24 protein-coding genes are annotated in these 26,489 nt (G+C 63.1%); 9 read left to right on the forward strand and 15 right to left on the reverse strand.

The window, feature by feature from the left end; genetic code table 11:
- Positions 1 to 44: 44 nt before the first annotated feature.
- A complete protein-coding gene (purL, locus tag ONR57_RS16540) occupies positions 45 to 2,372 on the reverse strand; it encodes a phosphoribosylformylglycinamidine synthase subunit PurL (RefSeq protein WP_265124624.1) in 2,328 nt (775 codons plus the stop codon).
- Between the two features lie 133 nt (positions 2,373 to 2,505).
- On the opposite strand from purL, the gene ONR57_RS16545 reads away from it, so the two are divergent.
- The 5 genes from ONR57_RS16545 to ONR57_RS16565 all read left to right on the forward strand — a co-directional run bounded on the left by ONR57_RS16545 (position 2,506) and on the right by ONR57_RS16565 (position 6,769).
- Entirely contained in the window at positions 2,506 to 3,477 is a 972-nt protein-coding gene (locus ONR57_RS16545; protein ID WP_265124625.1) for a DUF4129 domain-containing protein, read from the forward strand.
- A gap of 71 nt (positions 3,478 to 3,548) precedes the next feature.
- Positions 3,549 to 3,962 carry a hypothetical protein gene (locus ONR57_RS16550; RefSeq protein ID WP_265124626.1) on the forward strand — a complete coding sequence of 138 codons (414 nt, stop codon included), beginning with the start codon at positions 3,549 to 3,551 and terminating at the stop codon, positions 3,960 to 3,962.
- A 119-nt stretch (positions 3,963 to 4,081) separates the two neighbouring features.
- Positions 4,082 to 5,002 (forward strand): MoxR family ATPase, encoded by a 921-nt coding sequence (locus ONR57_RS16555; RefSeq protein WP_265124691.1) that lies wholly within the window; start codon positions 4,082 to 4,084, stop codon positions 5,000 to 5,002.
- Positions 4,995 to 6,278 (forward strand): DUF58 domain-containing protein, encoded by a 1,284-nt coding sequence (locus tag ONR57_RS16560; RefSeq protein ID WP_265124627.1) that lies wholly within the window; start codon positions 4,995 to 4,997, stop codon positions 6,276 to 6,278. The genes ONR57_RS16555 and ONR57_RS16560 overlap by 8 nt, the downstream gene beginning before the upstream one ends.
- Positions 6,275 to 6,769 (forward strand): hypothetical protein, encoded by a 495-nt coding sequence (locus ONR57_RS16565; protein ID WP_265124628.1) that lies wholly within the window; start codon positions 6,275 to 6,277, stop codon positions 6,767 to 6,769. Before ONR57_RS16560 ends, ONR57_RS16565 begins: the two co-directional genes overlap by 4 nt.
- On the opposite strand, the gene ONR57_RS16570 is transcribed toward ONR57_RS16565, so the two are convergent.
- Entirely contained in the window at positions 6,735 to 7,808 is a 1,074-nt protein-coding gene (locus ONR57_RS16570; RefSeq protein WP_265124629.1) for an acyltransferase family protein, read from the reverse strand. The two genes, ONR57_RS16565 and ONR57_RS16570, sit on opposite strands and share 35 nt — an antisense overlap.
- A gap of 177 nt (positions 7,809 to 7,985) precedes the next feature.
- Here ONR57_RS16570 and ONR57_RS16575 point away from each other — a divergent pair, with 177 nt between their 5' ends.
- The gene (locus ONR57_RS16575) at positions 7,986 to 9,215 is read left to right on the forward strand and encodes a glycosyltransferase family 87 protein (protein WP_265124630.1); all 1,230 of its coding nucleotides are present in this window, start codon (positions 7,986 to 7,988) and stop codon (positions 9,213 to 9,215) included.
- An 88-nt stretch (positions 9,216 to 9,303) separates the two neighbouring features.
- Here the strand turns inward: ONR57_RS16575 and purQ are convergent, their stop codons facing one another.
- Both purQ and purS read right to left on the reverse strand, forming a co-directional pair.
- Positions 9,304 to 9,987 carry a phosphoribosylformylglycinamidine synthase subunit PurQ gene (purQ, locus tag ONR57_RS16580; RefSeq protein ID WP_265124631.1) on the reverse strand — a complete coding sequence of 228 codons (684 nt, stop codon included), beginning with the start codon at positions 9,985 to 9,987 and terminating at the stop codon, positions 9,304 to 9,306.
- On the reverse strand, positions 9,984 to 10,229 hold the full coding sequence (gene purS / locus ONR57_RS16585; RefSeq protein WP_265124632.1) for a phosphoribosylformylglycinamidine synthase subunit PurS: 246 nt from the start codon (positions 10,227 to 10,229) through the stop codon (positions 9,984 to 9,986). The genes purQ and purS overlap by 4 nt, the downstream gene beginning before the upstream one ends.
- Positions 10,230 to 10,313: 84 nt before the next feature.
- Here purS and ONR57_RS16590 point away from each other — a divergent pair, with 84 nt between their 5' ends.
- The 3 genes from ONR57_RS16590 to ONR57_RS16600 all read left to right on the forward strand — a co-directional run bounded on the left by ONR57_RS16590 (position 10,314) and on the right by ONR57_RS16600 (position 13,097).
- A complete protein-coding gene (locus ONR57_RS16590; RefSeq protein ID WP_265124633.1) occupies positions 10,314 to 10,958 on the forward strand; it encodes an MBL fold metallo-hydrolase in 645 nt (214 codons plus the stop codon).
- Positions 10,959 to 11,130: 172 nt separating this feature from the next.
- Positions 11,131 to 12,666 carry a SulP family inorganic anion transporter gene (locus ONR57_RS16595; protein WP_374116470.1) on the forward strand — a complete coding sequence of 512 codons (1,536 nt, stop codon included), beginning with the start codon at positions 11,131 to 11,133 and terminating at the stop codon, positions 12,664 to 12,666.
- Positions 12,667 to 12,704: 38 nt separating this feature from the next.
- Complete coding sequence (locus ONR57_RS16600; protein ID WP_265124634.1) at positions 12,705 to 13,097, forward strand: MerR family transcriptional regulator; 393 nt, start codon at positions 12,705 to 12,707, stop codon at positions 13,095 to 13,097.
- A 35-nt stretch (positions 13,098 to 13,132) separates the two neighbouring features.
- On the opposite strand, the gene ONR57_RS16605 is transcribed toward ONR57_RS16600, so the two are convergent.
- The 11 genes from ONR57_RS16605 to ONR57_RS16655 form a co-directional block, all read right to left on the reverse strand.
- Positions 13,133 to 15,685: an ABC transporter permease gene (locus tag ONR57_RS16605; RefSeq protein WP_265124635.1), complete on the reverse strand. Its 2,553-nt coding sequence runs from the start codon at positions 15,683 to 15,685 to the stop codon at positions 13,133 to 13,135.
- The gene (locus ONR57_RS16610) at positions 15,685 to 16,449 is read right to left on the reverse strand and encodes an ABC transporter ATP-binding protein (protein WP_374116472.1); all 765 of its coding nucleotides are present in this window, start codon (positions 16,447 to 16,449) and stop codon (positions 15,685 to 15,687) included. Before ONR57_RS16610 ends, ONR57_RS16605 begins: the two co-directional genes overlap by 1 nt.
- A gap of 104 nt (positions 16,450 to 16,553) precedes the next feature.
- A complete protein-coding gene (locus ONR57_RS16615) occupies positions 16,554 to 18,212 on the reverse strand; it encodes an FAD-binding dehydrogenase (RefSeq protein ID WP_265124637.1) in 1,659 nt (552 codons plus the stop codon).
- 22 nt (positions 18,213 to 18,234) lie between these two features.
- Complete coding sequence (locus tag ONR57_RS16620) at positions 18,235 to 18,939, reverse strand: DUF2334 domain-containing protein (RefSeq protein WP_265124693.1); 705 nt, start codon at positions 18,937 to 18,939, stop codon at positions 18,235 to 18,237.
- Positions 18,940 to 19,011: 72 nt separating this feature from the next.
- Positions 19,012 to 19,509 (reverse strand): glutathione peroxidase, encoded by a 498-nt coding sequence (locus tag ONR57_RS16625; RefSeq protein ID WP_265124638.1) that lies wholly within the window; start codon positions 19,507 to 19,509, stop codon positions 19,012 to 19,014.
- Between the two features lie 19 nt (positions 19,510 to 19,528).
- A complete protein-coding gene (locus tag ONR57_RS16630) occupies positions 19,529 to 21,643 on the reverse strand; it encodes a S9 family peptidase (RefSeq protein ID WP_265124639.1) in 2,115 nt (704 codons plus the stop codon).
- On the reverse strand, positions 21,640 to 22,545 hold the full coding sequence (locus ONR57_RS16635; protein WP_265124640.1) for a phosphoribosylaminoimidazolesuccinocarboxamide synthase: 906 nt from the start codon (positions 22,543 to 22,545) through the stop codon (positions 21,640 to 21,642). Before ONR57_RS16635 ends, ONR57_RS16630 begins: the two co-directional genes overlap by 4 nt.
- A 180-nt stretch (positions 22,546 to 22,725) precedes the next feature.
- Positions 22,726 to 23,145: an HIT family protein gene (locus ONR57_RS16640; protein WP_265124641.1), complete on the reverse strand. Its 420-nt coding sequence runs from the start codon at positions 23,143 to 23,145 to the stop codon at positions 22,726 to 22,728.
- 8 nt (positions 23,146 to 23,153) lie between these two features.
- The gene (gene purB / locus ONR57_RS16645) at positions 23,154 to 24,602 is read right to left on the reverse strand and encodes an adenylosuccinate lyase (protein ID WP_265124642.1); all 1,449 of its coding nucleotides are present in this window, start codon (positions 24,600 to 24,602) and stop codon (positions 23,154 to 23,156) included.
- Between the two features lie 68 nt (positions 24,603 to 24,670).
- Positions 24,671 to 25,258: a TetR/AcrR family transcriptional regulator gene (locus ONR57_RS16650; RefSeq protein WP_265124643.1), complete on the reverse strand. Its 588-nt coding sequence runs from the start codon at positions 25,256 to 25,258 to the stop codon at positions 24,671 to 24,673.
- A 74-nt stretch (positions 25,259 to 25,332) separates the two neighbouring features.
- Complete coding sequence (locus tag ONR57_RS16655) at positions 25,333 to 26,442, reverse strand: pyridoxal phosphate-dependent aminotransferase (protein ID WP_279347917.1); 1,110 nt, start codon at positions 26,440 to 26,442, stop codon at positions 25,333 to 25,335.
- Positions 26,443 to 26,489 lie beyond the last annotated feature (47 nt).

A 26,489-nucleotide genomic window follows, 5' to 3' on the forward strand; every position in this document is an offset into this window, starting at 1 on the left:
CTGCGCGGGACGTTCCCGTAACGGCCCCGCAGCGTGGGGCGGCCTCAGCCTGTAGTGTGCCCGAAAAGCTCCGGAAGCGCGCCTTCAAAACGCTCACGCAGCGTGTCCAGCGTAAACGTGAATTGATCTTGAACCTCGACGGTGTCGGACCCATCGATTACAACGCCAATCCGCACCCAGGGCATTCCGCGCATCGTGCACATCGAGGTGAAACGGGGCTCCTCAGTGCGCGGTACTGCGGCAAGCACACGACCAGCTGACTCGGAGAAGAGCGCCACGAATGGATCAGAGCCCTCGGGCAGCACAACCCGGCATCCGGTTTCAGACGCCAATGCCATTTCGACGACAGCTTGCGCTAGACCGCCTTCAGAGAGATCGTGCGCGCCGTTGATCAGCCCGTCCCTGCTCGCTGCGACCAGGATCTCGGCGAGCAGACGCTCGTGATCGAGATCAACCCGTGGCGGAACACCACCGACATGCTTATGAGCGACCTGCGCCCACACCGACCCGTCGAATTCATCAAGCGTTTCGCCGAGGAGGATGAGGCTTTCACCTTCATCGTGGCCGAAGGTTTGCGGCGTCCTGCGCGTGACATCATCGAGCACACCAAGCACACCAACAACCGGTGTGGGCAAAATTGCCTGGCTGCCCGTTTGGTTGTAGAAGCTGACGTTGCCGCCGGTGACAGGGATGCCCAGCGCCGCGCAGCCATCCGCCAGCCCGCGCACAGCCTGCTGGAACTGCCACATCACAGCAGGGTCCTCCGGAGAGCCGAAGTTGAGGCAGTTGGTCACCGCTTTTGGCACCGCGCCCGTTGTCGCAACGTTCCGGTAAGCCTCAGCGAGTGCAAGCTGCGCACCCTGGTACGGGTCGAGCAGCGTGTAATGGCCATTGCAGTCCGTCGCCAGCGCGATGCCACGGTTCGATTCCTCGTCGATACGCACGACACCGGCGTCCGCGCCCTCAGCCAGCACAGTATTGCCACGCACGTAACGGTCATACTGCTCCGTGATCCAAGCACGGCTGCACAGCTGAGGTGACGAAATCAGCGCGAGAAGCGTCTCCCCCAGTTCTTCTGGCGTCGATGGCCGCGCCAGTCCCGATGTCGTGCTCGCGCGCAGTTCATCCTGCACGACCGGCCGCTGCACTGGACGCTCATAAACTGGCCCCTCGTGTGCGACCGTGCGCGGGGGTACATCGACAACTGTTTCCCCATGCCACGTGATCTGCAGCCGGTCACCGTCGGTGACCTCGCCGATGACAGTGGCGATGACGTCCCACTTGCGGCACACCTCCATAAAGGCATCAACCTTGTCTGGAGAAACGACCGCGCACATCCGCTCCTGCGATTCCGACGACAGAATCTCGGCTGCGGTCATATTGGTGGCACGCAGCGGAACCGTGTCGAGCTTAACGTGCATGCCCCCATCGCCCGCCGCAGCGAGTTCCGACGTTGCACAGGCCAGCCCGGCGCCGCCCAGATCCTGAATGCCAACCACGAGGCCGCGCCGGTACAACTCAAGCGAGCACTCGATAAGCACCTTCTCCATGAACGGGTCGCCAACCTGCACTGACGGCAGTTTCTTCCGCCCGGAACCCGTCTCGTCCCCCTCGAACGTTTCGGATGCCAAAACAGACACGCCACCAATACCGTCAAGGCCCGTGCGCGCACCGTAGAGGATGATCTTGTTACCGGTGCCGGAGGCGTGTGCCAGGTGCAAGTCCTCCACCCGCATGACACCTGCGCAGAGCGCATTCACCAGCGGATTTCCCTGATAGGACGGATCAAAAACGGTTTCCCCGCCGATATTGGGCAGGCCAAGGGAGTTGCCGTAACCGCCGACGCCGCGCACCACCCCGTCAACCACGCGGCGAGTGTCAGAGTGATCGGCGGCACCGAACCGCAGTTGATCCATTACCGCGATCGGGCGGGCGCCCATGGCGAGAATGTCCCGGACAATACCGCCGACTCCCGTCGCTGCGCCCTGATACGGCTCCACGTACGACGGATGGTTGTGGCTCTCCACCTTGAAAGTGACTGCCCAGCCGTCACCGATGTCCACAACACCAGCGTTCTCACCGATGCCAGCGAGCATCTGCTCGCGCATTTCCGCCGTGGTGGTTTCACCGAAGTACCGGAGATGCACTTTCGACGACTTATAGGAGCAGTGCTCGCTCCACATCACCGAATACATCGCAAGCTCAGCGTCTGTGGGCCGGCGCCCCAAAATCTCCCTGATGCGGGCGTACTCGTCGTCTTTCAGACCGAGTTCACGGTAGGGCTGCGGAATGTCAGGCGTCGATGCGGCATGTGACACCGAATCGATGCGCGAGGAGGTGTGACCAGTTGCGGACGGAGCTGGTGACGACACGGAAACCTGGGTCCTTTCGACGTGGCAGTACGCCGAGCAGCAGTCTACCGGCAAGAACTGACAACCCGTTCCCGCCTCACGCGAGATGCTCGTTCCGCGACGGCGATCCCGCCCTCCGTGACACCATGACCAAATGACCGGGCAGCGTACGCCAGTTCGCGACGCCCAGCACCGCCCCGCCACGCCCGGGGCGGTGCTGCTCACTGCTGGCGTCCTGTTTGTGCTCGCGGGGTCGCTGAACACTGCACCGCTCGACGGTGAACCACTACTGCCGGAGAACTGGACATATGGCGCCGTCGTGGCGATCTTGCTCCTCTCGATAGCGCTCACCGCGATGTCCGTCTACGTGGTGTGGCGCTACCCGCGTGCCCGGCTGATACAGGTGCGTGCCCCGCTACCACGTGCGCGGCCAACCCGCTCGGGCCAACAGCGCGATTGGCGCACTATCGCGCTGTTCTTGCTGTATTTCGCCGTGATTACTGCGTTGTTCACCGCGATCAACCGGCTGCTGGGCCCCCGCGAACTGCCCGTGGATAACGGTGCGGCCGAGCCCGCGGACAGCGCGCCCCTGCCGCAGCAGGACGTCGCTCCACCGCCTGCTGAGGGCCCTGACCTGACGCCGGTCCTCCTCACTGGCCTGCTCTTGCTGATCATTCTGCTCGCGGCGGGCACGGTGCTTACGATGCGCGGCCGCAAATACATCCGTCCCGAGGCGGGTTACGGCTCCACCACCGAGCCGGAAGCAAAAACCGGAACCGGGGAAGCCCAGCTCGCGGCGGCAGCGCAGCGGGGCCTCGACACGATCACGAAACCCGCGCCCGACCCGCGCGCGGCAATCATCGCGTGCTACGCCGAAATGGAGGCAGCACTGAGCGAGGACGATGCGACCGCCCCGCACGAGTCCGATACACCCTCCGAAGTGCTCGCCCGCGCGGTCTCCCGTGGACACGTCCGGCCCGAACCTGCGGAAGCTCTAGTGACCCTCTTCGCAGAAGCCCGGTACAGCGCACACACGATGACAAAAGACCACCAGGCGTACGCGTCGAACTTGCTCCGGAACCTGCTCAGCGACGTGAGGAGGATGCCATTCGCACCATCGTCGTAACCGGGCTGTGCAGCGTTGTGGTACTTGAAATCCTGCTTGTCGCGGCTGGTGCGTACACTCGGGTGCCCCTCGTGACGGCCACTGCGGCCGCGATCGTCCTGGCACTCATCCTTTATCGCGTGCGGCGCTTCGCCCGTGCGGACACCAGCGTTTCCGACCTCAACGCGGTACATGCGGCCGCATCGCAGCAAGAAATGCTGAACCGCTGGCGAGCGAGAGCCGCATTCACCATCAGCTGGGCTGATGGCACGCGCGGTGACTGGGATCTGCACCTGCGTCCGGTGCTAGCCCGTGAATTCGAGCAGGTCACAAAGGTTCGCGCGCACCGAAACCACATTCAGTATGAGGCCGCTGGTGAGATGCTCTTCGGCCCGTCGCTCTGGCAATGGGTAGATGCGTCGCAGGGCGCGCGCGACCGCCGCGACGAACCAGGCCCGGGCCGGGGTGTTCTCGCCGAGATACTCGCCAGATTGGAGCGCGCGTGACCGCACCTGAGCAGTCAGACAGCACGGCAGCACCAGCAGCACGGTCAGCACCGTCAGCACCGCCCCGCGATCCGCGCGCCGCCGAGACGACGCGCCGGGCGGCTGCGGTTCTCAGCGAAATCGAGAACGCTGTGGTCGGCAAGCGTGAAGCGCTGACGAGCATACTGCTCGCGGTACTGGCCGGCGGCCACGTACTCATCGAGGACCTTCCTGGGCTCGGGAAAACGCTCATCGCACGTTCCTTCGCGGCCGCCTTCGGCCTTGACTTCAACCGAATACAGTTCACACCCGATCTGCTCCCCTCCGACCTGCTCGGCGCAACCGTGTACGACATGCGGTCTGGGGCGTTCGAGTTCCGGGAAGGGCCGGCGTTCACCAACCTTCTCCTCGCCGACGAAATAAACCGGACTCCGCCGAAAACGCAGTCGGCCCTGCTCGAGGCGATGGCAGAAGGACAGATCACCATCGACGGGCTCACGCACACGCTGCCAAAGCCGTTCATCGTGCTCGCGACCGACAACCCGATCGAGTACGAGGGCACCTACCCGCTGCCCGAGGCTCAGCTCGATCGCTTCGCGATGCGGCTCAGCCTCGGCTATTTGGACCCTGCCGGTGAGCAGGCGATGCTGCAGCGGCGGATTGATCGTGGCTCCAAGCCCGCTGTCGTCAGCCAGGTACTCAGCGCGCAGGATCTCCTCGATATGCGTGAATCGCTTGAACACGTATCCGTGCACCCTGACGTCCTGCGTTACGTCATTTCGATAGCAAACGCCACGCGCAACCACACGCAGATCGAGGTTGGCGCGAGTCCGCGCGCGGAACTCGACCTCGTACAGCTTGCGCGCGGCCGCGCGCTTCTCAATGGGCGCGACTTCGTCATCCCGGAGGATGTCAAAGCGCTCGCAGTGTCCGCGATTGCCCACCGGATCACGCTGCGGCCCGAGATGTGGGTGCGCCGCATCAGTGGCGCCCAGATCGTCAATGAGCTGCTGGGCCGGATCCCCACCCCGAGGATCGAAGCCAGGGAACACCGTGATTAAGAACAGCGGGAGCACTGGGATTACTGCCGCGCTACGCTGGCGGCCTTCCACGCTCGCGATTCTCCTCGCGATGTGTGGCAGCAGCGGGCTGATCGCGGGGCTTGTCGCGCAGGATCCCCGTCTCGCGATCTTCGCGGCGCCCTTCTTGGGGGCGGTGAGCACCGCCGCCTGGGCGGCACGCGGCCGGGGGCGCCTCGCTACGGAGGTTGTGATTACCGCCGAGCCTGAGCTCAGCAGGATATTCGAGAGGGAATCGGTGACTTTGCGGTGTGCCGCGCACGCGATCGACGGGATGGCCGTGCTGTCCGTGACGCCGGTTGCCGCAGCTGGTCTCACCCTCACCCAGTTGCGTGCTGATGGCAGTTTCGACGCGTCCGCGACCCGCTGGGGTAATTACCCCATCGCAATCGAAGTGCACGCGAGCGCACCTGGTGGTTTGCTCGACGCTACCGTCCGCGAAACCCCCGCCCGGATCCACGCCTATCCCCTGGCCCCGCCTAACCAAACCCCGCTACCACCCACAAAGCTGCCCGACCGGATTGGCACACACCTGACAAAGCGGTACGGCCCCGGCGTCGAATATGCCGATACACGCGGCTACCTGCCGGGTGACCCTTTGCATGCGATCAATTGGAAAGTCAGCGCGAGAACGGGACGCATGCACGTCACAGAACGTTTCACCGACCGTGCGGCCGATATTGTCGCCATCATCGACACCTACCCGCACGCGCCCGGCCCCGCGAGCAATGGTCTCGAGCGCGCAGTGCGGGGCGCAGCCCAAATCACCCAGTCAGCGCTGCAGCGCGGCGATCGCGCAGGAGTGATAGCACTGGGCACACGAGCTCGGTGGCTTGGCGCTGAGTTGGGAAGGAAGCAGTTCTATCGCATACTCGACGCGGTTCTGGCCGCGGGTGACGATCACCACTTGATTCGCGGAACGCTCGCGCCAGTCGACGCGGTGCCGCGCGGCGCGGTAATTATCGGCTTCTCACCACTGCTAGAAACGCAGTTTTCGCTGGCAATGATCGAACTGCGTCGTCGCGGGCACACCGTTGTCCTCGTCGACGTCCTTGGGTCGGAACCGCCTTTCGATGACGAATTGGACGACATCAGTGCCCGGATGTGGCGTATCGAACGACGCAGCCAGGCTCGTGACCTCGGCACGGTCGGCATCGATATCCTCGAGTGGGAGTGGACGGACGAGTCGGGCGCCGGGCTTGAGCACGCCTTCCGCTTGATTTCGAGGCGACCTGTGCGCCCGCGGCGGCGAGTATGATTCCACGGCTCGCGTATCCCCTCCTGATTGTCGTCAGTGGATGGGCCGCGGCCGGGGCGCTGCTTCTCGGACACACAGCAGCGCACGAGACGCTTGGTCTGGTCGCAATGGCGGGCGCGGCCGCCGCGGGCATATTCAGTGTGTGCGCGCTGCACCAGGGATTTGGCGCAGCGGCCTCCGTCCTCACGATCCACGGCCTGATCGTGGTTCTGCTCGTCAGCGAACAACCGCTGCTTGCGGTTATCGTCGCTGGCCTGGCTGCGCTCATTCACGTCCTGGCTGTGCAGGCCCGGCGCGAGCCCCGCCTTGGCGGCCACATTCTCACGCGGCTGATACCCGGTGCAGCGGTGGTGACTGTGGTTGCCGCCACTGGGGTTTTGCTGCCGGGCGTGAGCCCGTGGCTGTCGCTCGTCGCACCGATCGCAGCGATCCTCGCGGTCGCGTTGCCGCTGCGCGTCACACTGCGCGCTCCCGCGCGCGATACGCCGTAACCGCCTGACGCTCCGGCTCACCGGGAATGAACTGCAGCGGCGCGGGCAGCCTGAATAGCCATGGCATACCGATCGAGAGCAGCACGCGATGGAGGGCGAGCGCGCCGAGGATTCCGATCAGCGCGATAACGAGGGGGCCAGCACGGCGCACATACTCCGGTTCAGGCAGAGCACCGAGCACCAGCCAGCCATAACTGACGGTTCCCATCGCGATTTCGTGCATGAGGTACACCGGGAGCGTGAGCGCACCGAGGCGGGACAGCGCACCGACGGCGGGGCGCCACCTTATGCGTGCTGCCGCGAGGACTCCGAAAACCAGCCCGAAAAGGGTGATGATGATTGCCGTCGGTGCATACTCTCCCAGCTCTGTCCGCCACGCTAGGTAGATCGCGCCGAAGTACGCGGCGGCCGCTGCCGCGACTGCAGGCAGCGAAGTCCGCGCGGCAAGACGGTGAAGTGGTGTCGCGGCATGCAGCCCTAGCAGAAAGAACATGAAGTAGGCGGCCATGTTCTGCCATGTCCACGGCATTTCAGTGAGCGAGCGCCCAGCGAGCGCGATGATGACCGCAGCGACAACCTGGACGGGGACACTTAAGCGCTGGAGCAGTTTCGCGCCGATAAAATAGAGGGCTAGCGCGTAGATGAACCACAGGCCGTTATGCGGAACCACCAGGCCGGTCACCACGTTCCAGGGTGTGGATTCTTCGCGAGTCAGGCTCGCGCCCGGCACCGCAACAAAATACGCATAACGTAAAACCAGCCAGAGCAGGTACAGGTAGAGCAGCAACCCGACCCGGTTGCGCAGCACAAACGTCCAGCTCTTGCTCAGCGATTTTCCCGCGAAAAGTCCAGCTACCAGGAAAAAAAGTGGCATGCGGACCGGCTCGAGGAATTGATTGAGTGTGACCCACATATCGGAGCCGTAGCCGCGGGTAATCATGAAGTTCGTAGCGTGAAAGACGACGACAAGGGCGATGCATGCACCTTTCGCCACGTCGGCCCACTCAACCCGGTTTCCCGTGGCCGCTGGCGCAGACACGAATCACTCCCTCCACAGCGCTTGATTCCGCTTCACCGTAACGCAAAAGCAGCAACGCAGTGGACCCCCGTGTGATTACAGACACATGACAATAATTCGCGCCGTTGGTATTGTGGCTGGTTATGCCACGGCGGAATGCCAAATGACGTCTTTTCACACGCGAGGTCGAATCGATTAATGCAGCTACGTGACCGTGCCGTTGCGACTGGACTCACCACCCGAGCCGTCCGAATTGCACCTATTGTGGGTCTTGTTATTACGGCCAGTGCAGTCGCATTCTTGGTCCTGCAAACGCTGGACAAAGGCCTGATCGATCTTGCCGTGTTCCGTGCGGCGGGGCGAGCATTCCTCGACGGCACTCCGCTTTACAGTGACGAATTCGCGCGGCCGTATGGATTACGTTTTATTTACGCACCGTTTGCTGCCATGTTGTTTACGCCGATGGCAATAATTCCTGTTGGCGCCCTGGAAATGGCGTGGACGATCGGAAATATTGTGCTGGTGTGGTGGATTCTCGGCGCACTTCTCCGCCGCGCCGGAGTCAGCCGCGGCAGCCAGTACATTGCCGTCGCACTGCTCGGTATCGCGCTCCTGCTCGAGCCCGTACGCGCCTCCTTTTTCTTTGGGCAGATCAACATCACACTGATGGCGCTTGTCGTGGCCGACTGCGCCGGTGTGATACCGCGCCGCTACCGGGGCATCGCCACCGGTATCGCGGCCGCGATCAAAGTCACGCCGGCGGCGTTCGGTGTGCTGTTCCTGCTGCGCCGCGACTTCCGCGCGTTCTTTCAGGCTATCGCCACCGGAATCGCGACGATCATCATTGGATTCCTCGTCGCCCCACAGGCGTCCCTCTTCTACTGGGCTGAAGAGTTCTTCCGGACCGACCGCGCCGGCAGTCACGAATACCGGCCAAATCAAGCACTGACGGGTGTGCTCGCGCGTCTTGGCCTCGAAGGCAGCCTGCAGGAAGTGCTGTGGCTGATCGGCGCACTGACGATCGTCGCCGCGGCCACCTGGGCGGCATACCGGTTCGCCAGGGCGGGCGATGGTTACGTCGACTTTGGGCTCATCGCGCTCGCGTCACTCGCTGCCGCACCTTTCGCCGTCTCGCACCACTGGGTGTACACGATCATGCTGGTGCCGATGCTCGTCGCGCCCCGCTACGCTCGCTGGCGACTGCTCATCGGCGCAGCGATCGTCACGTACATCGTGGGCCCGTACAAATATGTGGAAGCCGGGAGTGGGCCAAACCTGGAGACATTCACCATCCAGAACGGACACTTCTGGGCGGCGATGGCGCTCCTGGCCGCTGCCGTCGTCGCCGCTATGCGTCTGCCCCGCACCGTGCCTGCGGAGAAGACGGCGGAGCCTCAGCTTGCGATGGCCAGCGCCAGCGGCCGATAGCCGGGCACCCAAGCCAGCCCCGAACGCACGGGAAACGGGACAGGTTCACAGCAAAAGCTCGTGAACCTGTCCCGTTTCCTGTGAGTCTTTAGCGCGACTGCGCCAGCACACCGTCCAGCACGGAGAGAAACAGGCCGAGCCCGTCGTCGCTTGGTCCTGTCAGGGGCTCTGTGGCGTGCTCAGGGTGCGGCATCAAACCGACCACGCGGCCATTTTCCGACGAGATGCCCGCAATCCCCCGCTGCGAACCATTGGGGTTCTCGCCGGCGTACCGGAACACCACTCGGCCTTCACCTTCAAGCTCGTCGAGCACCTGCTGCGGCGCTTGATAGCGCCCCTCGCCCGACTTCAGCGGAATGACAATTTCCGCGCCCGCCTCATACCGCGTTGTCCACGCCGTCGTGTTGTTCTCCACACGCAGCCACTCATCGCGGCAAATGAAGTGCAGGCCTTCATTCCGGGTGAGCGCACCAGGCAGCAAGCCGGATTCACAGAGAACCTGGAAACCATTGCAGATACCAAGGACCGGCATACCGCGTTCTGCCGCGCGAATGACTTCGCCCATCACTGGCGCGAATCGGGCGATCGCGCCCGCACGCAGGTAATCGCCGTACGAGAACCCGCCAGGCACGACGATCGCGTCGACGTCTTTCAGGTCCGCATTAGCGTGCCACAGGGCGACATCCTCAGCTCCCGCGATACGCACGGCACGCGCGGCATCGACATCATCTAGCGTCCCTGGAAAGGTAATGACCCCAATCCGTGCGCTCACTGCGCACCGTCCAGGCGCGTGACAGTCCACTCCTCGATCACGGTGTTCGCCAGGAAGGACTCAGCTATCCGGGCTAGCGTCGCGTCGTCGACAGAATCGTCGACTTCTAATTCGAAGCGCTTGCCCTGACGCACCTCGGAAACACCCTCGAACCCGAGGCGGGGCAGCGCCCGCACGATCGCCTGGCCCTGGGGGTCCAGAATCTCCGCCTTGGGCATCACACTGACAACAACCCGGGCCACCCGGCACTCCTCAACATCAGTTATGCAGAAAAAACTCGCGTCGACAGCTTACAAGGCAAGCGCTGCGAGACGCATACTGTCCCCATGCGCCTCACCCACTTCGGACACTCGTGCATCCTCGCCGAACTGGACGGAACCCGCATCCTCTTTGATCCCGGCAACTTTTCGCACGGCTTCGAAGGGATCACCGGACTCGACGCGATACTCATCACCCATCAACATCCCGACCATGCCGACGTGCAGCGACTGCCTGCGCTGACTGACGCGAACCCTGGCGCCGCACTCTACGCAGACCCGCAAACGGCGGCCCAGCTCGGTGGCCGGTGGCAGGCGGTGCACCCCGGACAGCGGTTCACGGTCGGAGCCGTCGAAGCGTCTGTTGGTGGCGGGCGTCACGCCGTGATCCACCCGGACATCCCGGTGATAGATAACGTCGCGTACCTCCTGGGCACAGAATCTGCACCAGGGCAACTGTTACACCCCGGGGACTCCCTCTTTGTGCCGTGGCAGCCAGTGGACGTCCTCGCAATACCTGCAGCCGCACCATGGATGAAGGTCTCGGAGGCGGTGGACTACCTGCGGGCTGTGTGCCCGCGCGTCGCCGTGCCGATCCACCAGGGTTTGCTGTCCGACAACGGTCTGGGCATCTATTACGGGCGCCTCAGCGAAATGTCGCGGGATGACACTGAGTTCCGCACACTTTCCCCGGAAGACGCGGTGGAGGTGTAGACAGCGGATTAGACTCTACCGTCACGTAAGGGTAGAGTTCTGGACTGCTCGCTGCAGTCGCGTCACCGCCGGTTCCGGCGCGAGCACCTAAACACTCGCATTGGCGCAGACCAGCGCTGTTTTAGCACGCCGCTGGAATGAGCGGCGCGCCAGATTTGAAAGGGCGCCCCACGTGGCACTGCAAGCTGCACCCGACCCCGAGGCCACCAATATTCCCAGGGGATGGACGGTACTGGGCGCATTGCGTTCCCCGAAGCGCCTCAAAATCGAAGTTCTTGCAGGCCTGGTCGTCGCACTCGCGCTTATCCCCGAAGCAATCGCGTTCTCGATTATCGCGGGCGTGGATCCACGGGTTGGCCTCTTTGCCTCCTTCACGATGGCCGTAACCATCGCGATCGCCGGCGGTCGACCTGCCATGATTTCGGCTGCCACCGGCGCCATCGCCCTCGTCATCGCGCCAGTCGCGCGCGACTACGGACTCGATTACCTGATCGCGACGGTCATTCTCGCTGGCATTCTGCAGATCGTCTTGAGCGTGCTTGGAATCGCAAAGCTCATGCGGTTCATTCCGCGAAGCGTCATGGTCGGTTTCGTCAATGCGCTAGCGATTTTGATCTTCATGTCGCAGATTCCGCACCTCATCGGAGTACCTGCTCTTGTCTATCCGATGGTGGCGCTCGGACTTCTGATCATCGTGCTGCTGCCACGAGTGACCACCATCGTTCCCGCCCCACTGGTGGCGATAGTGATCCTCACGGCCGCCACCATGATCCTCGCTCTGAACGTGCCGAATGTCGGAGACGAGGGCGAATTGCCGGACGCACTCCCCTCCTTCCTTATCCCAGACGTTCCGATGACGTTCGAGACGCTACGGATAATCGCGCCCTACGCGCTGGCTATGGCACTCGTCGGAATCCTCGAGTCGTTGCTGACAGCAAAACTCGTCGACGACATCACCGACACGCACTCGAACAAGACCACTGAAACGCGCGGCCAGGGACTTGCGAACATCGTCACCGGTTTCTTCGGCGGCATGGGCGGCTGTGCGATGGTTGGGCAGACCATGATCAACGTCAAGGTCTCAGCGGCACGTACTCGTATCTCGACCTTTCTTGCGGGGCTTTTCCTGCTCATCCTGGTTGTCGGGCTCGGTAACCTCGTTGCACAGATTCCGATGGCCGCACTGGTCGCCGTCATGATCATGGTGTCCGTGAGCACGCTCGACTGGCACTCCGTGGCACCCGCAACACTGCGCCGGATGCCGAAGAGCGAAACGCTGGTCATGGTTGTCACCGTCGTAATGACCGTCCTGACCCACAACCTCGCGATTGGCGTCATCCTCGGAGTAGTGACGGCTATGGTTCTTTTTGCGCGACGGGTCGCGCATTTCACCACTGTCGAAAAAGTATGGGAGGCCGACACGACGCACGACGGCGAGCCGGACACGCGCGTTTACCGAGTGACGGGCGAGCTATTCTTCGCGTCAAGCAACGACCTCTATTACCAGTTCGACTACACGCGAGACCCGAGTCACGTGGTCATTGACATGAGCGACTCTCACATCTGGGACGCTTCAACGGTGGCGGCACTCGACGCGGTAACCGAAAAGTACAAGCGAAAGGGCAAGACCGTCGAAATCCGGGGTCTGAACCTCGACAGCTTGCAGCGGCATCAGCGTTTATCTGGCAACCTCGGCGCAGGGCATTAGCTAATTGACGGAGGTTTCACGTGCAGGGCGATGGCCTCATGCAAATTGGACAAGCCGCAGAGCGGACCGGCCTCTCCATCCGCACCCTCCGGCACTACGAGGAGGTCGGACTGGTCGCGCCATCCGAGCGCAGTACCGGTGGTTTCCGCCTTTACACCGAAGACGACATCTCACGGCTGATGGTCATCCGCCGGATGAAGCCACTGGATTTCACGCTCGCCGAGATGCGGCAGCTTCTCGACGCCCTCGATCAGCTTCGCGACGCGAACAGTGCGCAGGAAACTCGCGTAGCGGCCGCCGAAGTTCTCGCTGGCTTCCATCAGCGCGCACAGCACGCGGTCCAACGATTGCGCAAGCATCTGGACTACGCAGAAGAACTCACCAACGTACTCGCGCGCCACAGCGCTGATCCGGAAGGATCTGGGCGGTAAGAGCGCCCAGATCCTCCCGGATCTGTGTCGCCGGGTCAGACGTCGGCGATGGCTTCGAGCGGTTTGGTGCGGGCCGCCCGTCCCGCTGGCCACAACGCGGCGAGGACACCCACGATTGCCGAACCGACCAGCATGGCAGCCACTTGCAGCCACGGCACCGCCACGATTGTCAGTCCTTCATCGCGGAGCGTGCGCACGAAACCCCATCCGAACAGCAACCCCATCGACAGGCCGACCACCGCACCGAACACCGCGATGAGCGCGGATTCGATGTAGATCGTGCGGCGGATCTGCTGCCGGAACATACCTACCGCGCGGAGCATGCCGATCTCGCGTTTTCGTTCCACCACCGACAGTGCGAGCGTGTTGACGATCCCCAGGATCGCGATCACCACGGCGAGGGCGAGCAACGCGTACAGCAGCGCCAAAATCATGTCGACTTGCGCGGACTGCGCGCTCTTGTACTCCTCGAGGTCCTGAACCTGGACCACGACGAACCGCTCGACCGCGTCCTCGAGCGCGGTGCGCACCTGCTCCAGGTTGGCCCCTGATTCGGCCCGCACCATCACCGCCGCGGTCACCTGCACGAAACTCGGAATGAGCGCATTCATTGCCTGGTCGGACAGCGTCATCGACCCCACCAACTGGTTCACCGTGTAGATGCCGGAAATCGTGACATCGACGGTGCCGTCGCGAGACGGACGGGTGAGTTCGACCTGATCGCCGACCGACCAATTGAAGCGTTCCGCGGTGCCCTCGTCGACAAGCATCGAGGACCCATCCAGGGTCGCTTCGCCCTCGACCATGTCGAAGGAGAGAATCCCGTCGATGCCCCCGGCCACACCAGCACCGGTGACCCGGTCATCGTCGTCGTCACCGACAAAAGCGGTAGCGAAGTTGATCGCGGCGGCACGTTCGACACCCTGGGCTGCCCCAGTCACCTGCGCCACACCAGCCGGAACCCCGGTTTGCATCGGTCCGCTCAGCACGAAGTCGGCCTCGATGCCCTGATCGATGAGCGCGTCGATACTGACCTTCGCGGATGTGCCGAGCACGCTGATGGTTGTCACCAGCATCAGGCCGAGAGTGAGCGCGAACGCGGTCGCCGCGGTCCGGCGCGGGTTGCGCACCGCATTTGTGCGGGCCAGCTTGCCCAGCGGCCCAAACGGCTTCGCCGCGATCCCCAGCACGCGGATAGCAGGCTGCGCGAGACCCGGCGTCGCAAACAAAACCGCGAGAATCAGCAACCCAGCGCCTATGCCCACCACTGTCGCACCGGTGCGGCCGGTGTATTGCATCCCCCACACGACTGCGGCGATACCTGGCACCGCGAGCGCGGCACCGATGATCGTACGGGTGCGCACAGATTCCGCTGATACGGAAAACTCCTCGCGCATCGCCGCGACAGGTGGCACCCGCGAGGCACGGCGCGCCGGCGCATATGCGCTCAGCACGGTCACAAGAATGCCCACCGCGAACGCAACCACCACGGTGCGCGGTTCTAGCGCCAGCGGACCGCTCGGCAGGCCAAGCCCGAACGCGTCCATGACAACGCGCAACGTGTAGGCCAGTGCGACGCCGAGACCAAGGCCTACGGCACTGCCGATCACGCCGACGACCAGTGCCTCGAATACAACGGACCGGCTAATCTGCCGGCGACTCGCGCCGATCGCACGCAGCAGCGCCATTTCGCGCAGCCGCTGCGCCACGATCATCGCGAACGTGTTGTAGATGATGAAGGTGCCGACAACCAGGGCAATCGCACCGAATGCGAGCAGAAAGTAGTTGACGAACGAGAGGTTCTGTTCAAGCTCGCTCTGCTGTTGGGCGCGAGCCTCCTCACCCGTCTGAACCTGCAGCCCCTCAGGCACCGCCGCCTGCACCTCGTCACGCAACTGTTCCTGGGTCACCCCGGGCACAGCCGCAAGATCTACCCGCGAAACATGCTCCCCATCGGTAAACAGTTCACGCGCCTGCTCCGCAGTGAACTGGACCCCCACGAAACCGCCAACATCAACGGGCAGGGTGTATAGCCCGCTCACCGTGACGGTGAACGTACCCACATTCGGCACCAGCACGTCGAGTTCATCACCAACAGCCACATCTCCGCGCTCAGCACCTGACTGGTTGATAATCACCTGGCCGGACTGCTCCGGCGCGTCGCCGTCGACAATCTCGACGGGCTGCCCAATACCGGTGTTCGGCGGCAAATACGTTTGCCCGATACTCGGTGCCCCGCCAGTCTGAATGGCGGTCCCGTCCTTGATCAGCACGACCTGCCCGCTTGCCGCCTCTACCGAAGCACGGACATTCGGCAACTCCGCGATCCGGTTAGCCTCATCCAGCGGAATACCGAGCGAACCCTGCTGTTCAGGTGTGACTCGGACGTCAACACCGATCGTGTCACCCGCGAAAATGTCGTCGAAGGTCTTCTTTAGCGTATCCGTGAAGACAAACGAGCCCGCGACGAACGCGGTGCCGAGCACCACCGCGAGAACAGTCAGGAAGAGACGCAGCTTGTGCGCCAACAAATTGCGCGTCGATACCTTGCGCATAGGCGCGCGCGACGGCTTGAGCGTCACCGCCATCAGATCTTCTCCAGCGTCTTCATCTTGTCCATGATCGAATCGGCGTCTGGGTTGCGCAGCTCATCGACAATCTTGCCGTCGGACAGAAAAACGACACGGTCAGAGAAACTCGCTGCCTTAGGATCATGCGTCACGATCACCACGGTCTGCTCGAACTCGTCCACCGCTGCGCGCAAAATGTCGAGCACCTCATTACCGGAACGAGAGTCGAGGTTCCCGGTCGGCTCGTCACCGAAAATGATCTCCGGCTGACCGACAAGCGCGCGTGCACACGCGACCCGCTGCTGCTGGCCACCCGAGAGTTCGCTGGGCCGGTGGTCCAGCCGATCCGCGAGCCCCAAGCGGGACACCACCGTGTTCAGCCACTCCTCGTTCGGCGCCCGGCCGGCGATGTCCAGCGGCAACGTAATGTTCTCCAGCGCGGTCAACGTGGGCACAAGGTTGAACGCCTGGAATACGAAGCCAATCCGGTCACGGCGCAACTGCGTCATCTGCTTGTCGCTCAGACTCGTCAACTCGGTGCCGCCAATATCGACCGAGCCCGACGACGCCGAATCCAGGCCCGCCAGGCAATGCATCAGCGTCGACTTTCCCGACCCCGATGGCCCCATGATCGCGGTGAACTCAGCACGACGGAACTCCACGTCGACCTCGTCGAGCGCCCTCACCTGGGTGTTTCCAGAACCATAAACTTTCGTGAGGCGAGCTGCCCGCGCAGCTATCCCGTCCGTCACAGGGTTTGTCGATTCGACCATGGCCACCATCATTCCAATGGCGTCGGGACTCCGCTATCGGGGCACACCCTGATCTTGTTTTCCGGGTGTCACATTTTCGTAGCCGTCACATGACAGGGCTGCGATCACCGCACCTAAACGACGGCTGCAGCCGCGGCGCGCCCCGCCGCTCGGCCCGAGAAAATACAGCCCCCGAGGAAGCTTCCCTCGAGCGCACGGTACCCGTGGACGCCGCCCCCGCCGAACCCGGCCACTTCGCCCGCGGCAAACAAGCCGGGAAAAGGATCTCCGTCCGGCGTCAGCACCTGAGAATCCAGATTGGTCTCGAGGCCGCCGAGCGTCTTACGGGTCAACAGGTGCAGGCGCACCGCTATGAGCGGTCCCGCGTCAGGATCAAGAAGCGCGTGTGGGGCGACCACTCGCGATAACCGGTCCGCCCGGTAGCCGCGAGCCGCGCGTATCGCCATGACCTGTGCGTCCTTGCCGAACGGATTTGTGACGTCGCGGTCACGCGCCTCGATAACGCGCCGCATTTCCGCGGCGTCGAGGAGGTCGTCACCGGTCAGGTCGTTCATCGCGTCAACCAAGTCCTCGACGTTGTGACGCACGAGGAAGTCTGCGCCCTTCTGCTTGAACGCTTCAACGGGTGTCGGCGCTCCGGGACGCACCCGCTCCATGACTTTGCGGATACTGCGTCCCGTGAGGTCCGGGTTCTGCTCGGATCCTGACAAGCTGAATTCTTTTTCGATAATGCGCTCATTGAGCACGAACCACGTGTAGCTGTGGCCAGTTTTCGCGATATGCGCGAGCGTCCCTAACGTATCGAATCCGGGAAACAGTGGCGCGGGGAGCCGCTTGCCGGTGGCGTCGAGCCACAGCGAGGACGGACCTGGCAGAATCCGAATTCCGTGGTCGGGCCAGATCGGATCGTAGTTGGTGATGCCTTCGGTGTAGTGCCACATGCGGTCACGATTGACGAGGCTAGCGCCCGCAGACTCCGCGATCTCGAGCATGCGCCCATCTACATGGGCTGGGACGCCTGAGAGCATATGCGGTGGCGGTGTCCCCAGGCGTGCGGGCCAGTTCTTCCGAATAAGTTCTGGGTTACCGCCTATTCCACCGCTGGTGACGACCACCGCTTGGGCGGTGAACTCGAATTCGCCGACGGCTGTTCGCGACGTGCGGACACCGCGCGGCTCATCAGCTGGTTCGAGCACAGTGCCGCGGACTCCCGTCACCGTGCCGCCGGTGACTACGAGACCGTCAGCGCGGTGCCGGTGCGCGAACGACACGAACCCCCGCGCTGCCGCGGCTCGCACCCGGCTAGCGAACATCTCGACGAGCGCGGGGCCGGTCCCCCACGTGATGTGGAAACGCGGCACTGAATTGCCGGGCCCGTCGGCGAAGTATCCGCCCCGCTCGGCCCAGCCGACAACGGGGAACACTTTCAGACCGCGTTCAGCGAGCCAATGGTATTTTTCGCCAGCCGCAAAACCCACGTATGCTTCGGCCCATTTGCGCGGCCAGCGGTCTTCGCGTTCACGGTCGAAGCCGGCGGTCGCTAGCCAGTCGTGCAGCGCGAGATCGTACGAGTCACGGATGCCGACGCGCCGCTGGTGAGGCGTGTCCACCAGGAAGAGCCCACCGAACGACCAATATGCTTGCCCGCCGAGGTTCTGCGGGCCTTCCTGGTCGACTAGCAGGACTTTTCGGCCTCGCTCGGCAAGTTCCGCGGTCGCGACGAGACCTGCCAGCCCGGCCCCCACAACAATGACATCCGCACGTTCACCCATAGCCTGACGCTAACGGATACGGCTACGCGGCGGACGAATGTTCCCGATCGTAAGGCCACCGATACGCAGCAGGACGTGCGCCGTGATACAAGCTCAGGTCGATCGCGTCAATAAACGCCTGGCGTGTGCCGGGTCGCTGCAGATGTTTGGCGGTTATGGCGAGACGCACGGTTCCGCCCCGGCGAGCGACGCGCTGTGCACTCATGATGAGGGCCCGGCACCACCATGGCTCGGACAAAAATCCCTCGCCGACGCCGAGTACCCGCGCGCGCACGGCGGTCCGTTGCTCGAGGTCGCGGATCGCGGTGAGATCGGCACACAACCGGAAGCCCACACGCGGGAGCATGAGCAGCGCACCTTCGGAGACGATCCAGCGGGGCGGCGCGAATAGCCGGGTTCGCAGACCCGCCTCCTCCATCACCCGGTCCGCGGCAATCAATCGGAGCATTGCCTCGTGCGCGGGTAGCGCTGCGAATTCGGCGCGCCGCTTCCGCGTGGCTGCCTGGTCGTATCCGTTCATGAGGATTGCGTCGCCATGGCGTTGCCGGGCACGCAGCCATTCCTGCGTGCCCGCATCACGGATCAGGCGGTACTTTCCCTTCAATCGCGGCGCCACGAGCAGCGACGCGGGGATTCGCCGCTTGTCGAGCTCGGCGACGAATTCGTCGGCAAGCTCCACAGTGGTATCTCGAATTCCGGATATCGAAACCAGCAGTTCAGGCTTCATAGTTCTCACGGTCACATCCGTGGGTGTACAGATCCTTTACCTGAGGTTTCACGGACACGAACGTTCTAAACGTCAGTTCGGAAGAATCGCCTCGATCGCCGAAACGACCTCGGGGTCATCCGGCGCTGTTCGCGGACGGAAACGCCGTGCCACCTCACCTTCAGGCGTGACGAGAAACTTCTCGAAGTTCCATTGGACGTCCCCCGCTGCGCCAGCGTCATCCGCAGCCTTCGTCAGTTCCACGTAAAGGGGATGCCGCCCGGGACCGTTCACGTCGGTCTTCTCAAGCATGGGGAAGGTCACCCCGTATGTGGTGGAGCAAAAGGTGGCAATGTCCTCTGCGGTCCCCGGCTCCTGACCACCAAACTGGTTGCATGGCACCCCGATAACGGTGAAGCCCCGGTCCGCATACTCGGTGGCAAGCTTCTCGAGTTCGCGATACTGCGGCGTCAGGCCGCAGCGCGACGCGACGTTGACGATCAGCAAGGCCCGGCCAGCGTAGTCGGCGAGACTGGCCGGTTCACCCTGCAAGGTGTTGAGCGGAATGTTCTGTACTGCGGTAGCTGCCATGCTTCGAAGCTACCGGTTGCTACACCAATCCCGCTCGATCAAGCACCCACGCGTACTCGAATGCCACTTCCTTCCACTTCTCGTAGCGGCCACTGACACCACCGTGCCCAGCGCTCATTTCTGTCTTTAGGAGCACCTGTGAGGCACCGCATTCACGCAGCTTCGCCACCCATTTCGCCGGTTCGACGTACAGCACCCGGGTGTCGTTCAAGCTGGTTATGGCAAGGATTGGCGGATAGTGAGCGGTCGCGCTGACGTTCTCGTACGGTGAGTACGATTTCATGTACTCGTACACGGCTTTATCCTCGAGTGGGTTGCCCCACTCATCCCATTCGATCACCGTCAGCGGCAGGGAAGGATCAAGGATCGACGTGAGCGGGTCGACGAATGGAACGTTGGCGAGAATCGCATCAAAGAGTTCGGGCGCCATGTTGACGACCGCGCCCATCAGCAGACCGCCTGCGCTGCCCCCGTCGGCGATGACAGCCGACGCGACTCCTGTGGCACGGATGTGTGTGGCGCACGCGATGAAATCAGTGAAGGTGTTCTTCTTGGAGAGGGTTTTCCCTTCCTCGTACCATCGGCGCCCCATTTCGCCACCGCCGCGGACGTGTGCGACCACAAACACCATGCCACGGTCGAGGAGTGATAGCCGCGAGACCGAGAACGTCGGGTCCACGCTAGCTTCATACGAGCCGTAGCCGTATAGCAACGCCGGCGCGGGGGTCGCCGTGGACTTCCTGCGGATAACCGAGATAGGTACCATCGTGCCATCCTGGGCTTCAGCCCAGTCACGCCGCTGCTCATACTCATTGGGGTCATAACCGCCCAATACGGGCTGTTCCTTACGCACATGCAGTTCGCCGGACGCGAGTTCGTAGTCGAGCACACGCGTCGGTGTGATGAATGACGCGAACATGAGCCTCAGGTACGGCGAAGACCACTCAGGGTTGGCGGCCGTCGACGCAGTATAGAGCTCTTCGCCGAAGTCGATCTCTGTGCGTTCCCCGTAACCAGCGTCAGTAAGGGGCCACAGAGCTAGCCGGGAAATCGCATCGCGCCGGTATGCGACGACCACGTGGTCGCGGAAGACATCGACACCTTCGAGCCGCACATCAGCGTTGTGCGGTATCAAGACCCGCTGGTCACCCGGCGCGCCGACCGGCGCGTCACATAGCTCGAAATTCTGCGCACCGCTGTTGTGCAGAATCAGGAAACGGTCCTCACCAGCAACAACGACATGGTCGATGCCGTACTCGACACCTTCGCGCCTCGGTAAAACCACCGTGAAGTCTCCGGTGGGGTCGGTGGCGGAGAGCACCCGCGATTCGCTGGTGATCTTCGAACCGACTTCAATAACCAGGAACTTCCGGCTGCGTGTCATACCCACGCCGACCCAGTACCGGTCATCTTCCTCCCGGTACACGACGACGTCCTCAGTGGCCGCAGTTCCAAGCCGGTGCCGCCAGACCGTATCGGGACGCCACGCGTCGTCGACGGTCAGATAGTAGAGGTACTGGCCGCTCGGCTCCCACATCGCACCCGGAAACGTATTTGGGATCTCATCGCCGAGTAGTTTGCCGGTGCGCAGATCCTTGACGCGCAGCAGATACCGCTCGTCGCCGGTCGTGTCGACGGCGTACGCGAGCAGGTGGCCGTCTTCGGTCACAGAGAAGCTGCCGAGCGCGAAGAATTCGTGTCCCTCTGCCTCGGCGTTGCCGTCAAGCAGCACCTGCTCCCCGGGGATGTCAGCACCTGGTTCAAGTGTCGGGGGCTCCCAGTCATCTCGGGAGTCGACCGGACACCGGCAATTCAGGCCGTACTGCTTCCCTTCGATGGTGCGCCCGTAATACCACCAGTCACCCCGGCGCACCGGCACCGATAAGTCAGTCTCAAGGGTGCGGCCCTTAATCTCGGAGAAGATCGTTTGCCGCATTTCCTCCAGGTGCGCAGTACGTTCCTGGGTGTACGCGTTCTCTGCATCGAGGTGGCTGATGACGTCGGGGCTCGTTTTGTCGCGCAGCCACTCGTAATGGTCGACCACCGTGTCGCCATGGTGAACCCGCTCCTGCGGAATTCGCTTCGCAACCGGCGGGGTCAGTTCACCGGTGACCGCTGCAGGCTGTTCTCTCATGCGCCGCGCCACGCTGACTCACCAAGCCAATCGTCGAACTGCAGCCCGGAAATCCGCTCGTATGCCTCGATGTAGCGCTTACGGGTCGCGTCGACGACATCCTCCGGAAGCTCCGGGGGCTGGGCGTCCGAGGAACGGTCCCAGCCAGATTCCGGGCCGGTGAGCCAATCCCGGACAAACTGCTTGTCGAAGCTCGGCTGAACTTTGCCCGGCTCGTAATCGGCGACAGTCCAGAACCGCGATGAGTCCGGTGTCAGCACCTCATCAGCAAGGATCAGGTTGCCAGCCGAATCAACGCCGAATTCGAACTTCGTGTCGGCCAGGAGCAAACCGCGCGCTTCCGTGAGTGACGACGCGCGGAGATAGATGTCGAGGGTTTCCTCACGAACCTTGTGGGCCAGCTCTTCACCAAGCCGGTCAACAACAGCAGCGAACGAGATGTTCTCGTCGTGGTCGCCGACGTCAGCCTTGGTTGCGGGAGTAAAAACCGCTTCTTCGAGTTTGCTGGCTTCAGTGAGGCCATCCGGCAGCGCGATACCGCACACCGTGCCGGTTTCGCGGTAATCCTTGAGGGCGGAGCCGGTAAGGTACCCCCGGGCAACACATTCGAACGGAATCATGCTGAGCTTTTTGACGATCAGCGCCCGGCCAAGCACTTCCTCTGGGATTCGCTCGTCGTCAGGTGCCGACGCGAGATGGTGGGGAACGCCGAGTTCGCTGAAGAAGTACACGCTCATCGCAGTGAGGATGCGTCCCTTATCCGGGATCGGAGTGTTCAGGACGTGGTCGTACGCAGAAATACGGTCGCTCGCGACCATCAGCAAACTGTGTTCATCAATGTCGTAAAGGTCGCGGACCTTCCCGGACGAAAGGTGTGTGTAATCAGCCAATGTAGGACGCACGGCGTACACCCTAATGGGTGAACTCGCGGAATAGGGTGTCGAGGGCCTCCGGCCACAAAGATTGACACACGATTTGGTACGGAACATGGCTCGACTGAAAAACGAGGTCAGTGACGTTTCAGACGGTACGGATGCGGCGCCGGAGCGACGCTGGCAACCCCCGGATCACCGTGAAAAACCTCACGCCTGCAACCCGCTCCGAATCTGCGCCGCCTGCGCATCTAGCGACATTCGGTGCGGCCACGAAAACGAGCCGCGCAGCCCAAGCCCGTCACCGCGAAACCTCGGCAGCACATGCAAATGCACATGGAACACTTCCTGTCCCGCCGCTGCGCCGTCAGCGAGGAAGAAGTTGACGCCGTCCGGGCGCAGCGGGGAGGCCCGGACAGCAGCCGCGAGCCGCTGCGCCGCCGCAAAGATCGGGCCTGCCAGCCCGGGGTCTAGCTCTGCGAGATTGGATGCGTGCGGCTTCGGGATGACTAGCAGATGTCCGCGCGTCATCGGCCGGATATCCATGAAGGCAAGCACATGCTCATCTTCGAAGACCCGGCTAGAGTCCGCGTGACCAGCGACGATCGCGCAGAAAATGCACGCCTCCACAAAAGCGCCTAAAGGATCGGCGCAGGGGCGTATGCCGCCGCCTCCGGATACTTGCGTGTTAGTTCTTCCACAGCCTCGACCACGCGCTCCACCTGGGCCTGCGCACTCCCCGCGAACGATGCCTTATCTGCCAGCGCGTCATCGAGCGCCGCCCGGTCAAGCGGCAGCCGATCGTCGGCGGCAAGCCGGTCGAGCAAATCCTGATCGGCACCCTTCTCCCGCATGGCCAGCGCGACAGCGACCGCATGCTCCTTAATAACCTCGTGCGCGGTTTCCCGCCCCACACCGGCGCGGACAGCTGCCATCAGCACTTTTGTGGTCGCAAGGAACGGCAGGTAGCGCTCGAGTTCCCGGTCGATCACCGCAGGATATGCGCCAAACTCACCCAGCACGGTCAGGAACGTCTCGAAAAGGCCGTCGATAGCGAAGAACGCGTCGGGCAGCGCAACGCGACGAACGACTGAGCAGAAAACGTCACCCTCGTTCCACTGCGCACCCGCGAGTTCCGCAGCCATCGACCCGTACCCTCGCAACACAACCTGCAGGCCATTAACACGTTCACAGGAGCGTGTGTTCATTTTGTGTGGCATTGCGGACGACCCGACCTGCCCGGGCTGGAAGCCCTCTGTGACCAGCTCGTGGCCCGCCATGAGACGGATTGTGTGCGCCAGCGAGGAAGGCCCCGCAGCGAGTTGTACAAGTGCAGACACGGCGTCATGGTCGAGCGAGCGCGGGTAGACCTGCCCTACGCTCGCGAACACGTTCGTGAATCCGAGGTGCGTCGCGATCTGACTTTCGAGTTGCGCCAGTTTCGCCTCGTCACCGTCGAGGAGGTCGAGCATGTCCTGCGCGGTACCCATCGGGCCTTTAATGCCACGCAACGGATACCGGTCGATGAGCTCACGCACCCGGCCAAGCGCTACGAGGGTTTCCTCCGCCGCTGAGGCAAAGCGCTTCCCCAGGGTCGTCGCCTGCGCCGCGACGTTGTGGCTGCGCCCTGCCATTACAAGACCCGAATACTGTGCGGCTCGCTCAGCGAGCCTCGCGACCACCGCAACGCCACGGGCATGGACGAGTTCAAGCGCCCGGCGGATCTGCAGCTGTTCGACGTTTTCGGTGAGATCGCGACTGGTCATTCCCTTATGAATGTGCTCATGGCCGGCGAGTTCACTGAATTCTTCAATGCGCGCCTTGACGTCGTGCCGGGTGACCCGTTCCCGGGCAGCGATCGAGCCGAGGTCGACGCTGCGGAGCACACGCTGATAGTCCTCGAGCACACCGTCGGGCACGTCGATGCCGAGGTCCCGCTGCGCACGCAGCACCGCGAGCCACAGTTCACGCTCCAGCACGATCTTGTTCTCCGGCGACCACAGTTGCGCCATTTCACGGCTGGCGTATCGGGTGGCGAGGACGTTAGGAACGCGCGCAGTCTGCTGGGGAGAGTTGTCACCGGTCACGCCTGTGCAGTCTAGTCTGGCCGGCCAGTTCAGCCATCAGACGCCTACTGGGTGCTTTCCATGTGGGCTCATACCGGGGGCGCGAGCTGATCGATCACCATGCCCAGAACGGCTCGCACGGCTGCCGAGGCATCTGGCGGTTCATCCAGCACAGCGTCCAGCACTGCCCCCGCGATCAGCGCGTCGATCGCGCGCACATTCGCCGCGTCAGCGGTTCGGCCGCTGCGCTCAAGCAATTCGCTGATCGCGTGCCGCAGGTTCATGCGCATGCGCAACTGTATGTCTCGGAGTTCGGGGTGCCGGGTTACTGCCGAATGCTGCTCATAGTGCAGCGCAAGCGTGCCCCCAGCGCCCGACTCACCGACGAGCACTTCCACCAGCAGATCGGTGAGCGTTTCCGCCGAGCGCGAGCGACGCGCGACGGCGGCGACGTGCTTCTCGATGGCCTGATTTGCCTCGGCGGCCGCAAACTCGGCGGCACTCGTCACGAGTTCGTCAAGGGACGCGAAATAGTAGGTGGTGGCAGCCAGCGGTACGCCTGCACGTACGGCCACAGCCCGGTGACGCACCGCTTCGAGGCCCCCCTCACGCAGGAGCGCAGCCGCTGCCGCAACAAGCGCGTGTCTGCGCCGCTCACCCTTGCGTGTGGATGTCACCGGGCAATCTTGTCAGCCGCGAGCGAAGATATCTGGTACTTGAGTCTCAGTTTGGTGAACGTCAGAAGCCGGCGTCAGGCCAAAAGCGTTTCGAGTCGCGCGACCGCTTCGTGCATCGTCGCTGAGTCGCCTGCGAAGCACAGCCGGATTGTCCGGCCCCCGTGTTGGGTGTCGAAGTCGATACCCGGCGCCATTGCCACCCCAGTTTCGGCGAGGGCGCGCGCACACCACGCCGTCGAATCCGACGTCAAATGCGAGACGTCGGCATAGAGGTAAAAGGCACCGTCAGCGGGCGCGAACTTCGTGATACCGAGGCGGCCAAGGCCGTCGATCAGGATGTCCCGGTTCTTCCGGTACCGCGCCACGTGGCTGTCGAGTTCGGCGAGCGAATCATCAGAAAATGCCGCCATGGCGGCGTACTGCGAGACGGCGGGCGGGCACACCGTGAGGTTACTCGCGAGCCGATTAACCGCGTCTCGGTAACGCGAGGGAGCAAGCATCCATCCCAGGCGCCACCCGGTCATAGAGAAATACTTGGACACCGAACCTACGACGGCGGATTCACGCGACACTTTCCAGGCGCAGAGCGGCGAAACGTCGCCGAAGCTGATGCCGTGGTAGATCTCGTCGGAAATCAGCAGTGTGCCATGCGCTTCGCACCACTGCGCGATCGCCGAGTACTCGTCCGGATCGATGATCGTCCCGGTGGGGTTCGCGGGACTCGCGACGATCAGCCCGGCAGGCGGTTCGGAGAGTTCCTCGAGCATCGCGAGGGTGGGCTGGAAGCGTTCCGCTGGGCCACAGTCGAGCTCGTGAACCCGGCAGCCTAGCGCCTGCAGCACGTTCCGGTACGCCGGATACCCCGGCCGGGCCATGACGACTGTGTCCCCCACATCGAACGCAGCGAGAAACAGAATGGTGAAAGCGCCCGATGAGCCCGTGGTGATCACCACATCGTGCGGATCAACCTCCACGCCCTCACGCCGCTGATAGTAGTCGGCGATCGTCTGCTTGAGTGCCAGCATTCCGGTCGACTCGGTATAGCCGAGGACCTCCTCGGTGATGGCTTTGTGCGCTGCAGCAATGACAGCCCGCGGAGCGGGCGTAGACGGCTGCCCGGCCGCGAGCGCGAGCACGTCACCGTGCAGGCGCTGCCGGTCGGCGGCTGCCTTCCACACGTCCATCACATAGAACGGCGCAATCGCGGATCGGTCGGAAATACGCACACCAC

Source organism: Hoyosella sp. YIM 151337 (assembly GCF_026041215.1).
Taxonomy (GTDB): Bacteria; Actinomycetota; Actinomycetes; order Mycobacteriales; family Mycobacteriaceae; genus Hoyosella.

Bases quoted from the DNA above. Each gene is read 5' to 3' on its own strand.
- ONR57_RS16600 (WP_265124634.1), top strand. From the start codon at position 12,705: ATGCAAATTGGACAAGCCGCAGAGCGGACCGGCCTCTCCATCCGCACC.
- ONR57_RS16620 (WP_265124693.1), bottom strand. From the start codon at position 18,939: ATGAAGCCTGAACTGCTGGTTTCGATATCCGGAATTCGAGATACCACT.
- ONR57_RS16590 (WP_265124633.1), top strand. From the start codon at position 10,314: ATGCGCCTCACCCACTTCGGACACTCGTGCATCCTCGCCGAACTGGAC.
- ONR57_RS16545 (WP_265124625.1), top strand. From the start codon at position 2,506: ATGACCGGGCAGCGTACGCCAGTTCGCGACGCCCAGCACCGCCCCGCC.
- ONR57_RS16610 (WP_374116472.1), bottom strand. From the start codon at position 16,449: ATGGTGGCCATGGTCGAATCGACAAACCCTGTGACGGACGGGATAGCT.
- ONR57_RS16655 (WP_279347917.1), bottom strand. From the start codon at position 26,442: ATGGACGTGTGGAAGGCAGCCGCCGACCGGCAGCGCCTGCACGGTGAC.
- ONR57_RS16625 (WP_265124638.1), bottom strand. From the start codon at position 19,509: ATGGCAGCTACCGCAGTACAGAACATTCCGCTCAACACCTTGCAGGGT.
- ONR57_RS16605 (WP_265124635.1), bottom strand. From the start codon at position 15,685: ATGGCGGTGACGCTCAAGCCGTCGCGCGCGCCTATGCGCAAGGTATCG.
- ONR57_RS16615 (WP_265124637.1), bottom strand. From the start codon at position 18,212: ATGGGTGAACGTGCGGATGTCATTGTTGTGGGGGCCGGGCTGGCAGGT.
- ONR57_RS16565 (WP_265124628.1), top strand. From the start codon at position 6,275: ATGATTCCACGGCTCGCGTATCCCCTCCTGATTGTCGTCAGTGGATGG.
- ONR57_RS16630 (WP_265124639.1), bottom strand. From the start codon at position 21,643: ATGAGAGAACAGCCTGCAGCGGTCACCGGTGAACTGACCCCGCCGGTT.
- ONR57_RS16575 (WP_265124630.1), top strand. From the start codon at position 7,986: ATGCAGCTACGTGACCGTGCCGTTGCGACTGGACTCACCACCCGAGCC.